Source organism: Methylophilus sp. 3sh_L, assembly GCF_046766015.1.
Lineage (GTDB): Bacteria > Pseudomonadota > Gammaproteobacteria > Burkholderiales > Methylophilaceae > Methylophilus.
On record NZ_JBKOUF010000001.1, the window covers coordinates 478411 to 492000 of the forward strand.

Below are 13590 nucleotides of genomic sequence, written 5' to 3' on the forward strand. Positions count from 1 at the left end.
CTTTGCAAGACTTGTTGTAAGCCTTTGATTCATATTGATGTTGGATCTTGATCTAAATTGCAGACGACATCAGCAATTTAAATTGAGATTTCTAAAACTTAACTCTAGAGTTCTTTATTTTGGCGCATCGATCAAAGTATTGAGAATAGTCTCTAATTAGGCATTGAACCTAAGTTTGATCTTCTGATTGTGTTAAAATGAGAACTATTATCATTTCCATTAATTATCATGTTAGCGAAAGAATTGATAGGACATCAGGCTGTTGAAAGTCTTTATAACGATCATCATCACTGGTTAAAAAGTTGGCTGCGTCGACAGCTGTATTGCAATGAAAGGGCCGCCGATTTAGCACACGATACGTTTGTCCGTGTGATCTCTGCACGAAACGCCAGCCAGATCGTGGAACCTCGGGTGTACCTGGCAACGATTGCACGGCGGCTAATGGTGGATTACTTTCGCCGGGCTACCTTGGAGCGTGCTTATTTGGATGCCTTAAGTACCATGCCAGAACCTATACATATTTCGGCGGAAGAGCGCGCGGTTATGGTTGAAACCTTATGTGAAATTGATGCCATGCTGGATGCATTGGGTGAAAAAACACGCCAGATATTTTTAATGTCACAGCTAGATGGCATGACGTATCCTGAAATATCCGTCCAAATGAACCTCTCTGTCAGTGCTATCAAAAAATACATGGCGCGAGCCATTGAGCATTGTCTGTTATTTTCCCTTGCATGAGTGCATTGTTACCAGACCCTAAAACCGCTAGGCGTGTGATCCATGAGGCAGCAGGCTGGTATAGCCAGCTCTGCTCAGGCGAGGCCACAGCCGAAGATCGAACTGCATGGCAACGATGGCTCGCGCAGGGCTGGGAACAGCAATGGGCCTGGGCGCAAGTTGAGTCCTTGCAACAACAACTACAACTTGCACCAGCAGAAGTGACGCATGAGGTATTGCATGCGAGCAGCGAATCCATGCAGGCTCGCCGCCGCGAATGGCTAAAAGGGTTGGGTATATTTGCATTTATGACGCCATTCGCCTGGTATGGCTGGCGCAATCAGTCATGGCATTACATGCTGGCCGATTACAGTACAACGACCGGTGAGCGTCGCGAATGGATCCTCTCTGACGGTACGCGACTGGTATTAAATACCAACAGCGCAGTCAGCATTTCTTTTGATGCACACATGCGCGTAGTGAAGCTCATCAAAGGGGAAATTTTCATTCAAACTGGACACCCAGACCTTGGGAAGCGTCCTTTTATTGTGCAGACTGCCCAAGGCAGTCTGCGTGCACTGGGCACCCAGTTTATTGTCAGGCAACAACAGCTGACCGCGATCTGGTTGGGCGTGATAGAACATGCCGTTATCGTCACACCAAACACCGGTCGACCGGCGTTTCAGGTCAATGTCGGCCAGCAGGTCACGCTGGATGACGGCGGCGATGGTGATGTCAAGCCATTAACTGGAAATGAGAAGGGTTGGTTACGTGGCATGCTGGTCGTTACTGATTGGCGCTTGGCAGATGTCGTTGCAGAGCTCAGTCGTTACCGGGTCGGTGTGTTGAGATGTGATCCCAGGCTTTCTGATCAGCGCATTTCAGGTGTTTTCCCGCTCGATCAACCTGAGATCGCACTGGAAGCTATCCAGACGGCATTGCCTCAAGTAAGTATTGTGTATTTCACGCGCTACTGGGTCAACTTATCTATTGCAACTTAAAGTTCTTTCAAAAAAACATAAAAAACTCTGTTTTGCGTTGTCCCTTTTTAAGTTTCGTTCGACCAATGCTATGAAAACATGCATCGCAAAGGAAGACGAAATGAATATAAAGCAACCAGCCCGAACACGAGCCTATATGAAGCAGCGAACGCTGGCCCAGCTTCTCACCGTGACATTGGGGCTAGCCGTATTACCGCTTTCTGCCGGGCTCTCACTGGTGATGGCCGCAGAAAACGAAGCGACGCGTATTTACAATATTCCTGCTGGTGCACTGGATAGTGCGCTCGCTAATTTTGCCAGTGAAGCCGGGGTTGTACTCTCATTTGAGGCTGAACAGGCAAAGCTACTCATGACTCAAGGCCTGAAGGGGAGTTACACGCTTAAGAAAGCATTTGAGGCACTACTGCAAGGATCAGGGTTACAAGTGATAGAAGTACACCCTGGCCGTTTTACCCTCAAAAAAATCGATCTTACAGCTGGAGCAACAGGTGTCGCGGATACTTTGCCAGAAGTCAAAGTCATTGCCCAGGCTGATAACCAAACTGACCTGATGTCTGCATATGCTGGAGGACAGGTGGCCCGTGGGAGTCGTCTCGGCTTGCTTGGCAACAAGGATGTCATGGACACGCCTTTCAATACCACGAGTTACACCGCTGAGCTTATGGAAAACCAACAGGCGATCACCGCTGCTGATGTCGTTCTCAACGATCCTTCAGTGCGAACAGTGTCTTACAGCCTAACTAACGCAGCCGCAGGGGGGGATATTTTCCTGATTCGCGGATTTCAGGTTCAGGATTCTGTGTTATTTGATGGGATCAGCGGCATTGCATCCAATCGATCCGCGCCCGTCGAGATGGCGGAGCGTATAGAGGTGTTGAAGGGATCTAGCGCCCTCTTGAATGGCATGGCGCCCGGTGCGGGAGGATCTGTCGGCGGCAGTATCAACATGGTGCCAAAGCGGGCGGGTGACAAGCCATTGACGCGGTTGACCACCTCATATATGTCTAATAGCAACTTCGGAGGTCATGTCGATATTGGGCGCCGTTTCGGCGAGGATAACGCCTGGGGTGTCCGCTTCAATGGCTTATATCGTGACGGCAAAAATGCTACCGCCGGGCAATCGATTGAAATGGGCATTGCTAGCCTCGGTATCGATTACCGAGGCGATCATCTGCGTACATCGCTGGATGTAGGCCATCAGATCATGAACAACGAGGCCCCTCAGGGCGCGGCAGGCTTCGGCATAGCAGATAACATCAGCATTCCCTCTCCTCCAAACGCAAAGAAACGGATTGCTCAGAATTGGGAATATGCCAACTCCAAGAGCAATTACCTTCTGATAAAAGCCGAGTATGACCTCACCTCCAACTGGACACTTTATGGCGCAGCAGGTGGCAGCAATACTGCCTCAAGTTATCTTTCCACCGACATCAATGTGGTCGATACACAAGGCAATGCACAGGCTACGGTGTACTACTGGCCCAACTGGACAAATTATCGCACTGCTCAGGGCGGGATACGTGGCAGTTTTAGCACAGGTGCTGTGAGCCATCAACTCAATCTCAATGCCAACTATCTGATGAAAGATAGCGGTTATACGGCGCAGTACTATGGCTTCAGCAGCTTTGATACCAATATCTATAACCTGCCTAGTATTAGCCGCCCATCCACTGCTAGCATGGACTCGCACCCCGATAAGACCAATCGCTTGCAACTGCCATCATTGGCGGTGGCCGACACTTTGGGCCTGCTTGATGACCGCCTGACCGTTACCTTAGGCGGACGTTATCAACGCGTGGAAGTGATTGACTACAGCAGCACTGGGGAAAGCACCACCTCCTATGACAGTGATGCTGTGACACCTGTGCTGGCCGCGGTGATAAAACCAGGGGCAAACTGGTCGATATACAGCAACTACATTGAAGGCTTGACACAGGGCGATACCGCGCCCATCGGCACTACCAATGCAGGTAAGGTATTTCCCCCGGTCAAGACCAAACAACACGAGATCGGAGTGAAATACGACTTTGGTTACTTTACTACTACACTTAGCGCATTCCAGATCGCAAAGCCAAACGGACTGAATGTTTCTAATGGGGATGGCATCTCGACCTATCAAATCGTGGGCGAGCAACGCAATCGTGGTGTTGAGCTGAATATTTTCGGCGAGATTCAAGGCGTTCGCCTGCTTGGCGGAGCCACTTACATTCAACCCCAACTCACACATGCCAGCAGTGATGCCTATAACGGAAATACCGCGCCTAATGTCTCGCGCTGGCAGTTGAACCTAGGCAGCGAATACGATCTATCATTTGTGCCTGGAATGACACTGACCGCACGCATGATGTCGACTAGCGCCCAGTATCTGGACGAAGCCAATACCCGCACCATTCCGGGGTGGACACGTTGGGATGTTGGTGCGCGCTACAAGACCATGGCTGCTGAACGGCCATTGGTACTGAGGCTGGGCATACAAAACCTGTTTGGTCGTGATTACTGGAGCAGCGGCTCTGGCAGTTGGCTGTATCTTGGTCAGCCGCGTACGGTAATGCTATCTGCCACTATCGACTTTTAAATCGTCATCATGCTTAGTGAAACGTCATTTGGATCACTGATGCTGATACGCTTAATTGTTTATTGACTCCAGTGTTTGATGCTGTGACTCCAGATAAGCCCGCCAGCCGCCAAAACTCGATATCTATGTTGCGGTTGCGCTGACATTGGCTTCGCACAAAAAACCAGCCACTTGTCCGCCATCTTACAGGGTGTGGGTGGCGCGCACAAAGGTGGCTTGCAATGCCAGCAGTTGCGGGTTGAGTGGCTGGCCTTGCATATGGGCGCCGCAGACGGCGACTTCTATCATGCTCATGAGGTTTCCTTGTTTTTGTGGGCTTATCGTCCCAGGCGTTGGGCGAGGTCAGCCAGTGCTTGGTCGTGAAAGGCGGGGGCGCAGAGGGTGATGCCAAATGGTAAGCCGTTTTGCTGGAATCCGGCCGGGATGGCGATGGCAGATAAATCAAGCAGGTTCATAAAGTTGGTGTAGTAACCCAGGTTGCTGTTGGTTTGGATTGGGTCTTGTTCTACTTCTTGGATGGTGTAAATCGTGCCTGCCGTCGGCGTCACTATCAGGTCTACTTCGGCCCAGTGTGGCTTTACCTGTGCCTGGTTGGCTTTGAGCTGGTATAGCGTACGGTAGGCATCCGCTGCGCTGAATTTACTGGCGCCTTGAATAATCTTGCGTGTGACCGGGTGCATGGCTTCTGCGTGTGATTCGATAAAGGGCTGGATGGCCGCGTAACGCTCGGCGACGATGGCGCCTTCATAAAGCAAGCGCGCGGTGTTTAAAAACACCGAAAAATCGACTTCAACTTTTTGCGCACCGATGGCTTGCAGGGCTTGAATGGCTTGGGCAAACAAGGCCGGGGTCTCGGTATTGCCAAAAAAGTTGAGTTGGTCAGCCTGTGGCACCCCAAAGCGGAACTGGGCTGGAAATTGGCGGGGGGCGTATGTGGGTGCCGGGCGTGAGTAGGCATCTTGGCTATCTTCACCTTGTGCGATTTGCAGCACGGTTTGCGCATCCTCAGTGGTGCGGGCAAAGATGGAGACACAATCGAGTGAGCGGCAAGCTGGCACCACGCCGTGCGTGCTGAGCAAGCCACAGGTGGGTTTGATGCCCACCAGGTTGTTAAATGCGGCCGGGACGCGGCCAGAGCCAGCGGTGTCTGTGCCCAGGCTAAAACTGGCCATACCTAGCGCCACTGCGACGGCAGAGCCAGAACTGGAACCACCGGAAATATAGGCGGGATGAATGCTGTTTTTGCAGGCGCCATAAGGCGAGCGCACGCCGACCAGGCCGGTGGCAAATTGATCCAGGTTGGTTTTGCCGATCGGGATGGCGCCTGCGGCAATTAGTTTTTTAACCACTGTGGCATGTTGGTCGGCTGTGTAGGCAAAGTCCGGGCAAGCAGCGGTGGTCGGATATCCGGCCAGGTCTATATTGTCTTTGATGGCAAACGGGATGCCGTACAAAGGCAGGCTGGCCGGATCCATGGCTTCCAGTTGGCGGGCGTAGGTCAGCATCTCTTCCAGGCTGAGTCGGTAAATCCAGACGTGATGGGTGTCTTGAGCGTGGATTTTTTCTGCCAGTTGCCGCACCAGCTGGCTGGGTTTTAAACGGCCAGCCAGATAAACAGCGCGTAAATGCGAGAGGTTCAAATTCATGGGGCGCGGCTCCAGTGAGTAGGTGAGGTTTAGTGCCTACTGGCGCTATTTAGTGTTGGCTGGCGAGCCCGCTGGGCATGGGGTTCAAGCGTGCATACTTGCTGCTGAGCCCGAGCATGACCGCCACCACGAGATAGCTGGCCGCAATCGGCAGGGATTGACCGATACCAATCGCTTCGCCATGCATGAGACCGAAGAAGCTAAATACGGCCGCAGCCAGCGCAAACCCGGCGGCTGTGGCCAGTTTGCGCTCTATGACCAGGGCAGCAATGGCGCCCAGCATTAACCCGCCTAAAATGGCGCCTCCGCCCAACACCTCCAGGCCGTGGTACAACACGCCGACCTGGCCTAGCTTATCCAGCCCCAGTGTGGCGGCGTTGGTGCCAGCCACCGCGAGGACGTTGTCAATTTGCAATTTGCCCCAGGCGGCGACGTGTGGCAAAAAGGCCAGGATAATGGCTGGTGCGTGGCTTTTCGGCGTTTCTTGAAACGCTTGGGCACCAATCAGCATGCCGATATAGAGCAGGATGGGGGAGATGGCGACCACCGGAATCAATGAGGCCATGAGGGCGATGATACCCAGCCAGGAGAGTAGCAAAACGATGATGCCGGTCGCGGCTGAGTAGCCGATGCGTCCGCCCATGGCTTTCCAGCCGGGGTGGCCGATATATACCGCATTGATAAAGGGATTGCCCATCAGGCAGCCAATCAGGCTGATCACGCCATCGGCCGTCAACACCCTTGTCGTCGGGAAGCTGTCGCCCCCGGCCGCCGCGCTCTCAACGTTGTCCATCGCTTCCACCAGGTCATAAATGCCAAACGGGATGGCGGTCACCAGAATCACCCCTAAAAACTCAAAGCCGGAAAACACATGGTTGATGGCGGGCAAGGGGATGGAAAAGCCAAAATTGGCAAGGGCGGCGCTGACGTTATTCAGACTCATGTGGGCATAATCGAGTCCGAACAGGTTGGAGCCCCAGGCGATCAGCGTACCGGCGGCAATGGCGACCAGCCCGGCCGGGATGCCCTTGAAATAGCGCACGCCGCCAAACCAGCTGGCGAGGATAATGGCAAAGCAGACCACGCCGACCATGGGCGTCATAAACATCTCTAGCGCCGGGCGCAAGCTGATAAATGCGACCGAGACGCCCGCCAGCGTGCCCAATAAGGCGGCGCGCGGGGTGATTTTGCGGATCACCGGGGCAATAAACCCACCCAGCATCAGCACGAAGCTCTGGATAAATACCCAGGCTAACCCAGCCTCCCAGCCTTTGACCGGGTCGCCGCTACTGAGCGAGATCGGCAGCATAATGACAAATACCACCACAAACATGTGCGGCACGCTGACACCAGAGGGCAGTGCGCAGACATCGTTGCGACCGGTCTGCCTGGCGAGTTGATAGGCCAGCCAGGCGTAATACATCGTGCTCAAAAACAGCATGAGCCCGGTAGCAGGCAAAATGCGGCCAAATACCATCTCGTCCGGCATTTTGAGCACGAACCTGAGCAGGCCGGTGAGCACCAGCAGGTTGACCAGAATATTGGTGCCAAAACCAAAGAGCGCGTTCCAGTCGCCGGGGGACCAGAGTTTGATGCCTGAAGCCGTTTTCATGATGGGGATTCTCCTCAAATGGCGGATGCCTGATTATTTTTGCAATGCGTTGACCAGTTGCTGGCTATCGGTGACCCAGCCAAAAATCGCGCCTTGGGCGGCAAACATGCGCAGGCTGACGGCGTGAAATTCGGGGTTGTATGAGGCGCAACAGTCGCCTGGAATCAGGCATCTGAAGCCGCGGTCATTGGCTTCGCGCACACTGGTATGCACGCAGACTTCGGTTGTCACCCCGCAGACGATCAGCGCCTCGATGTTGTGCTTGCGCAATAGCAGCTCCAGGTCAGTTGCATAGAAGGCGCCTTTGCCTGGTTTGTCGATCACGGGTTCGCCTGCGATGGGTGCGAGCGCCGGGATGATCTCGTGCCCCGGTTCACCGCGGATCAGGATACGGCCCATGGGCCCTGGATCACCAATGCGTAGTTTGGGCGAGCCGCGTTCCACTTTGGCTGGAAAGGCATCCGTCATATCTGACCGGTGGCCTTCACGGGTATGAATTACCAGCATGCCTTGTGCCCTAGCCGCCGCCAGCACTACCTGGCATGGAGCAATGGCAGCTTTAAGCAAGCTGACATCATTGCCCAGACTTTGCCCAAACCCGCCTTCTTCAATAAAGTCGCGTTGCATGTCGATGAGCATGAGTGCGGTGCGTGCAGGGTCAAACACAAAGGATTCTGGCGTGGCTGAAACGGTGACGGTTGCTTGTTTGGGGATCATTTGAAATTACTTTATAAAATGCATCAATGTATACAACAAAGCAAATCATATGCCTGAGTTGTGTCTAGCCAAGGTTTAAAAAACTGCTTTTAAAACAAGGTGATTCTTTTTTGAGGATGCTTGGATGGGGCTGGAATGGATGCCTGTGCTGGCCAAAAGAGTGCGGCTCGCACCAATGGCGCGCATTAGCCTGGCATCAAGGAGACATGCGCTGCCGCAATTTTCCAGCCTTGTTCCGTGCGTATCCAGCTCTGGCTTTGACGCCCTGTGCCTTCCGCACGCCTGAACTCGGTACTGGTATTGGCATAGTCGTGACCATAGGTGGTGATCACCGTGTTAAACAAGGTGCGGGGCGGTGGGGGTGTGCGTTGTTTTCTGAACGCCACAATCTGCTCCCAGCCATACAGGTTTTCGGCCGCGCCGTAGCGGACGGCAAGCGGGCTTTGCCAGAAAAACTGGATGAGTGCGTCCACATCGTTACTCACCAGGGCGCGCTCATAGTCAGCAAAGACGGCTTCGACTTCTGCCAGGACAGGCGGATGATTAATTAGCATAGATAACCTCTATCTCAGTTTCTAACCACGGGCGACTGGCAGACCGACAACGACTGCAAATGCTGTGCGACTTGCAGTAACGTTGCTTCGCGGCCAGGGGCAGCTATCAGTTGTACCGCGATGGGTAACTGACCGGGCAAATGGACAGGCACCGCGACCACAGGCAAGCCAATAAAAGAAATGGGCTGGGTAAACATGCCCATATTCGGCCGCAGCGGCATGTGGTTGCCGTTGATCACCATGTCTTCCTGCCCCAGCGGTTGCGCGCAGCAAGGGGTGGCTGGCGCGATCAGCACGTCCGTGTGGGTAAACAGTTGCATGGCTTGCTCAAAAAACCAGCGGCGCAAGCGCTGGGCCTGCAGATACCAGGTGGCTGGAATTGTGGTCCCCGCGGCCAGCCTGGGGCGGATCAGCGGGTCAAAGTCGGCTGCCTGCATTCGCAAACGGGTCAGGTGGCGGTTACCGCCTTCACTGGCAGTAATCAGGTAAGCGGCAGAGCGGGCGCGGGCGACTTCGGGCAATTCAAGCACTTGATTCACCTGCAAGGCGTTGCAAACGGTGGTCACGGCTTGCTGCGCTTGCGCATCGCCTTGCTCAAAATAGCCGCCCAAGCGCGCAATGCGCAGCGGGCCTTTCGCCAACGGGGCGATCTCAACCTCTGACGGTTTGCCTTGCAATACCGTAAAACACAGGGACAGGTCTTGCGCCGAGCGGGCAAAAATACCGGCATGATCAAAACTGTGCACAAATGGAAACATGCCTTGTAAGGAGAGAGCGCCATAGGTGGGTTTTAAGCCAAACAAGCCGCACATGGAAGACGGGACGCGCACCGAGCCATTGGTATCCGAGCCCAGCGTCAGCGGCACCAGGCCAGCAGCGACGGCAGCCGCTGAGCCACCGGATGAGCCGCCTGCGCTACGTGTGGGGTCATGCGGGTTGCGGCTGGGGCCAAAATGATGATTTTCTGTAGTGAAGCCGTAGGCATATTCATCCATATTGAGGGCGCCGAGCAAGATGGCCCCCGCTTGTTGCATGGTGTTGACCAGCTGCGCATCGGCGGTGGCTGGTGGATGGCTTTGGTTGATTTTGGCACCGGCCAGGGTAGGCAGCCCGGCAATATCAAACAGGTTTTTCACGGCATATGGCACGCCAGCCAAAGGCGGCAGGGTCTCGCCACGGGCGCGTGCTGCATCCACAGCTGCCGCTTCTTGCAGCGCGCGGCCAGCGGTCACGGTGGTAAAGCTGTTATAGCGGCCATCATGGCGTGCAATATCGGCCAGCGCTGCCTCGGTCACGCGCACCGCACTTACTTCTCCCAGGCGGATTGCCTGGGCAATCGCAACGGCCGTTTGACTGCCATTCATCTGACTTTCATCCATGGCGATTATCCCTCTGTCAGTGGGCGGAACTCTGGCGCGGGTTCGATGTGCTCATCCAGCGGCCACTGCATGACCCGTTCAGCATGGCTTAATAGCAAGCGGTAATGCTGAGTCGTTTGTTGCAGGTCATGTTCGTTCAGCGTGATGCCCTGCAGTTGCAATTGGCTGGCAACAAAGGCGGGCGTGATTTCGGACTCAGGCAGGATAGCGTGCGACAAAACAAACTCCTCAATACAGTTTTTGATATGCAATATTGTATACAACAAACATTAAGCAATTGCTATACCAGTGCCGTGATTGGCTTATTTTTCTTGGGGTTATTCGCTGGGGTTGGATAGAAACTTTTGCCGCGCCAACGCAGTCAGCGTCAGGGTTTTGGCGAATTCCCGGCTGCGCTGGATATGCCGCTTCATCGCTTGTTTTGCCTTGCTGGTGTCGCGCTCTTTAATGTGCTGCAAAATCTCAAAATGCTCTTTATAGGTGCGCTGGCTGCGGTTATCCGAGTTCAAGTCCAGGCGGCGGATCACCCGGATGCGGTGATTGATGTTTTTCAACAGCGAGGCTAATACCGGTTTATCGCTGGCGAGCGCCAGGCCCACATGAAAAGATTCATCTTTTTCGCCGAGGTCTATGCCATGCTGCAATTCATTATCGTGAATATCCGGGTGCCATAACGCCATCATCTGCTCCAGCTGCTTGTCAGTCATGGCATTCACTGCAGATTCCACAATCAGCAGCTCAAGGGCAATGCGCGCCTCGTAATACTCCATGAGCTCATTCACATCCAGCTCACGGATAAAGCAGCCTTGTTTGGGGCGTATGCTCAAAAAACCTTCAATCTCCAGCCGTTGCAAGGCCTGGCGGATCGGGGTGCGGCTCACGCCAAACATTTCCGCCAGTACCTGCTCGGTGACGCGCGTGCCAGGATACAGCTCAAACGAAATGATTTTCTGTTTGAGTTGGGTATACAGGCCATCTACGGTGGAGCTTTTACCTGGCTTTTGTTGTTTGGTCATAACCTACATTGATCTTGCGTGTGAGGTTTAAAGATACTTGGATAAAGCGCTTTCGGCAACCGTTGCAATCGGTATTTTTCCGGGTAATTGCGGGGCCAATGCTACCCCGGTAGGCATAGTCCGATTGGGCTATGAGTAAATGTTTACATCCGTTTTATAATCTTTCAAATAAAACATGGGTTGGGTTAATACACAAAGGCACGTGCTTCTAAATAAGCCTTTTTCTCAAAAAAGTCGGACAGATTGCCTGGCAATTATCTTCGATGAATACATTTCCAATATAAGTGGCTTGCCGTTAGGCGAGGACTTTCTGGTCAATATACGTTGATCTCTCACTATTTTTGCATTATTTAACCGTGTACCAACGGCGTTCGACCATATACTGCATGGGCCTTTGTTTCATGCGTTGTGGCCGTGAAGCGGTGGTGCTGAATTTTTTAAGAATTTAATGTATTGCCAATGATTAACCTGAGTTATTACGATAATTTTGACGATGAGCTGCTACGTGCCAGATATGTCTCATTGTTGCCTTATATCCCGGTAGTGATTGTGGCTGCGGTCGTTGCTATGCTGACGCAGATTTCTGTGTTTCGTGATAGCGAGCCTTGGGTCTGGACCTTTGTGGTCCCAGGCATGCTGACCCTGGTTTCTGCTGCCGTCTTCGTCTACTGGTTTTTTCACCGTAATGAGCGGCCACAAAGTGATGTGGTGAAAAAACGCTTGCGATTTTTCTCTGCCTTGCTGATTGTGGCAGGTGTGACCACAGTCATTTGCGACTTGCATTTGTTACAGGGCTCGTCGGGCTGTAGCCGTTATTTTCTGATTGTGCAAATGACGCTATATGGCATTTGTTTTCCATTTCTGCTGGTGAGTCTGGGGCGTCCAGCCTATGTCTATAATCTGATACTGATTGTGACGACGCTGGCTTATATGCTGTATGTTAATGTGGAGTACGGCCAAGCGTTTGCCTTTATGATCCTGGTGTTTGAAGTTGGTATGTTGATCGCCATGTATCGCCGTAACAAAAGTTTTGACACTCTCTTCTACAGCTCAATGCATGCGCAAAAGCTGGCTGCAGAAAATGCCCGTCTGGCTAATATTGATATGCTGACAGAGCTGCCAAACCGGCGGCAGTTCTTTGCCACCATCAAGTCACAGACACTTGATGCACTGAAGGCGGAACATAAAAGCTTTGCCATCGGCATTATTGACCTGGACAAATTTAAACTGGTCAATGATACGCACGGCCACCGCGTCGGGGATGCGGTGTTGGTTGAAATTGCCCGCCGTCTGGCCAATTATGAGCATTGCCATCATCCTATTCATTTTTACCGTCTGGGCGGCGATGAGTTTGCGTTCCATAAATTTTTTGAGGGGGATGAGGCCGCGCTCAAAAAGTTAGGCCAATCCCTGATCAGTCTGATTGAACAACCGGTGATGGTAGAAGGCTTGCTGTTTAGTTTAAGTGCGTCTATCGGCATTGCTGTGTTTCCCGAGGTGGATGACACTACTGAAAAACTCTATGAATATGCTGACTATGCCTTATATCAGGCAAAAAATAGTGGCAGAGGGCACCCAGAGTTGTTTTCTAAACGCCATCTTGAGGGCTTGCAGAGTCGCGTGCAAATTGAGCGTGCCTTGCAAGTGGCCCAGATCGCTAAGGAATTTTTTCTGGTCTATCAACCGATTGTCGAGGTCGCTACAGGGCGCACCATCGCGTTTGAGAGCTTGGCCAGGTGGCGCAGCCCAACCTTGGGCATGGTCAGCCCGTGCGTGTTTATCCCGGTCGCCGAAAGTGTAGGCATCGTCTCGCAGATTACGCTGGCATTATTCGCGCAGGCGCTGCAAGCAATGCGAAGCTGGCCGTCGACGGTAGGTATTTCTTTCAACCTGTCTGCTTTTGATGTCACCAATGATCAAGTGGTGCAGGATGTAATCTTGATGCTTAAAGCGAGCGGGTTGGATGCGTCGCGTATCACCTTTGAGTTAACCGAAACCGCGCTGCTCCAAGACTTTGTCTCCAGCCGCAAGAATATTGAATTATTGCGCGCCATTGGTGTTTCACTGGCGCTGGATGATTTTGGCACCGGCTACTCCAGCCTGAGTCATGTGCAGGGCTTGCCACTCAATAAAATCAAGGTGGATAGAAGCTTTGTGCACGACATGGAGACCAACCCAAAAAGTAAAATGATCGTGCGCTCCATTTTGGCGCTATCCCATGGGATAGGGGTGGATTGTGTGGTGGAGGGCGCCGAGTCCGAGCAACAAATTGCGCTGTTAACGGCCATGGGTTGCCAGACCATCCAGGGCTTTTATTATGCCAGCCCGATGGCAGAGCCAGAGATTGCCGACTATTTGCAGCAGGGCTAGTGT

General features: G+C 52.9%; 12 protein-coding genes. 4 read left to right on the forward strand and 8 right to left on the reverse strand.

Translation table 11 applies throughout. The annotated features are described in order from the left end of the window. The first annotated feature begins 228 nt into the window (after window positions 1-228). From ACIDF8_RS02410 to ACIDF8_RS02420, 3 genes are all read left to right on the forward strand, one after another. Window positions 229-738, forward strand: a complete 510-nt coding sequence (locus tag ACIDF8_RS02410; protein ID WP_412009030.1) for a sigma-70 family RNA polymerase sigma factor — start codon at window positions 229-231, stop codon at window positions 736-738. Then, a complete protein-coding gene (locus tag ACIDF8_RS02415; protein WP_412009031.1) occupies window positions 735-1718 on the forward strand; it encodes a FecR domain-containing protein in 984 nt (327 codons plus the stop codon). Before ACIDF8_RS02410 ends, ACIDF8_RS02415 begins: the two co-directional genes overlap by 4 nt. A gap of 100 nt (window positions 1719-1818) precedes the next feature. Further along, on the forward strand, window positions 1819-4293 hold the full coding sequence (locus ACIDF8_RS02420; RefSeq protein WP_412009032.1) for a TonB-dependent siderophore receptor: 2475 nt from the start codon (window positions 1819-1821) through the stop codon (window positions 4291-4293). Window positions 4294-4476: 183 nt separating this feature from the next. On the opposite strand, the gene ACIDF8_RS02425 is transcribed toward ACIDF8_RS02420, so the two are convergent. The 8 genes from ACIDF8_RS02425 to ACIDF8_RS02460 form a co-directional block, all read right to left on the reverse strand. Beyond that, window positions 4477-4587 carry a hypothetical protein gene (locus tag ACIDF8_RS02425; protein WP_412009033.1) on the reverse strand — a complete coding sequence of 37 codons (111 nt, stop codon included), beginning with the start codon at window positions 4585-4587 and terminating at the stop codon, window positions 4477-4479. 23 nt (window positions 4588-4610) lie between these two features. Further along, window positions 4611-5939 (reverse strand): allophanate hydrolase, encoded by a 1329-nt coding sequence (gene atzF / locus ACIDF8_RS02430; protein WP_412009034.1) that lies wholly within the window; start codon window positions 5937-5939, stop codon window positions 4611-4613. Window positions 5940-5988: 49 nt separating this feature from the next. After that, window positions 5989-7551 (reverse strand): hypothetical protein, encoded by a 1563-nt coding sequence (locus tag ACIDF8_RS02435; RefSeq protein WP_412009035.1) that lies wholly within the window; start codon window positions 7549-7551, stop codon window positions 5989-5991. Between the two features lie 33 nt (window positions 7552-7584). Then, window positions 7585-8268: a cysteine hydrolase family protein gene (locus ACIDF8_RS02440; protein ID WP_412009036.1), complete on the reverse strand. Its 684-nt coding sequence runs from the start codon at window positions 8266-8268 to the stop codon at window positions 7585-7587. 185 nt (window positions 8269-8453) lie between these two features. Next, a complete protein-coding gene (gene hpxZ, locus ACIDF8_RS02445) occupies window positions 8454-8822 on the reverse strand; it encodes an oxalurate catabolism protein HpxZ (protein ID WP_412009037.1) in 369 nt (122 codons plus the stop codon). A gap of 14 nt (window positions 8823-8836) precedes the next feature. Then, a complete protein-coding gene (locus ACIDF8_RS02450; protein ID WP_412009038.1) occupies window positions 8837-10201 on the reverse strand; it encodes an AtzE family amidohydrolase in 1365 nt (454 codons plus the stop codon). A gap of 5 nt (window positions 10202-10206) precedes the next feature. Then, window positions 10207-10419 (reverse strand): hypothetical protein, encoded by a 213-nt coding sequence (locus tag ACIDF8_RS02455; RefSeq protein ID WP_412009039.1) that lies wholly within the window; start codon window positions 10417-10419, stop codon window positions 10207-10209. Between the two features lie 99 nt (window positions 10420-10518). Beyond that, complete coding sequence (locus ACIDF8_RS02460; RefSeq protein WP_412009040.1) at window positions 10519-11217, reverse strand: GntR family transcriptional regulator; 699 nt, start codon at window positions 11215-11217, stop codon at window positions 10519-10521. A gap of 459 nt (window positions 11218-11676) precedes the next feature. Between ACIDF8_RS02460 and ACIDF8_RS02465 the strand changes: the two genes are divergently transcribed. Further along, the gene (locus ACIDF8_RS02465; RefSeq protein ID WP_412009041.1) at window positions 11677-13587 is read left to right on the forward strand and encodes a putative bifunctional diguanylate cyclase/phosphodiesterase; all 1911 of its coding nucleotides are present in this window, start codon (window positions 11677-11679) and stop codon (window positions 13585-13587) included. The last annotated feature ends 3 nt before the right edge of the window (window positions 13588-13590 follow it).